This is a genomic window from Bacillus sp. LR--39, assembly GCF_053613335.1.
Map to the genome: position 1 here is coordinate 1 of NZ_JBSIOT010000357.1, position 1,035 is coordinate 1,035.

At 47.4% G+C, this 1,035-nt stretch carries 2 protein-coding genes; one reads left to right on the plus strand and one right to left on the minus strand.

Annotated features, from left to right (window positions below):
• Positions 1-137 (plus strand): rhodanese-like domain-containing protein (locus ACWHAR_RS23195; protein WP_452087964.1); only part of this gene is annotated, 137 nt, incomplete at its 5' end.
• A 34-nt stretch (positions 138-171) separates the two neighbouring features.
• Here the strand turns inward: ACWHAR_RS23195 and gcvPB are convergent.
• On the minus strand, positions 172-1,035 hold an 864-nt coding region (gene gcvPB / locus ACWHAR_RS23200; protein WP_452087963.1), incomplete at its 5' end, for an aminomethyl-transferring glycine dehydrogenase subunit GcvPB.

Consider the following 1,035-nt stretch of genomic DNA (forward strand, 5'->3'; position numbering starts at 1 on the left):
CTGTTTACCTGTACTGCCAAAACAGTGTCCGCAGCGGACGCGCGGCACAAACCCTGCGCAAAAACGGCTGCACTGAGATTTACAACCTAAAAGGCGGCTTTAAAAAATGGGGCGGAAAGATTAAAGCGAAGAAATAAAGCAAACAGCTGTCTGGTAGACAGCTGTTTTTATTTATCTTTCTACCGCCTCGTATCTTAGCACCGGGTGTCTCGCCGCTTTTGTTTCATCCATTCTTTTTGCAATCGTTGTATGCGGGGCCTCCTGAACAAGCTCCGGATTCTCCTCCGCTTCTTTTGCGATTTGAATCATAGCATCAATAAACGCGTCCAGTGTTTCCTTTGATTCGGTCTCCGTCGGCTCGATCATGATGCATTCTTCAACATTAAGCGGGAAATAAATCGTCGGCGGATGATAGCCGAAATCAAGGAGCCGTTTTGCAATATCAAGCGTACGCACTCCCAACTTTTTCTGCCGCTTCCCTGATAATACAAATTCATGCTTGCAATGGCGGTCAAACGGAAGATCGTAATAAGGCGCGAGCTTTCTCATCATATAATTGGCGTTTAACACTGCGTTCTCAGTAACAGCCTTTAATCCGTCAGGCCCCATGGAGCGAATATACGTATACGCTCTCACATTAATGCCAAAGTTGCCGTAATACGGCTTCACACGGCCGATCGCATGAGGGCGGTCATAATCAAACGTAAAGCGCCCTTCTTTTTTGACTAAAACTGGCTTTGGCAAATAAGGAACCAGATCTTGTTTTACGCCGACAGGGCCTGAGCCGGGGCCTCCGCCGCCATGAGGGCCTGTGAATGTTTTATGCAGGTTGAGGTGCACCACGTCAAATCCCATATCTCCAGGTCTCGCCTTGCTTAAAACAGCATTTAAATTAGCGCCGTCATAATACAGTTTCCCCCCCGCTTGGTGTACAATTTCCGCCATCTCTGTAATCTGCTCCTCAAACAAGCCGAGCGTGTTCGGATTCGTCAGCATAAGAGCTGCAGTTTCTTCATTCACTGCTCTTTTTAAATC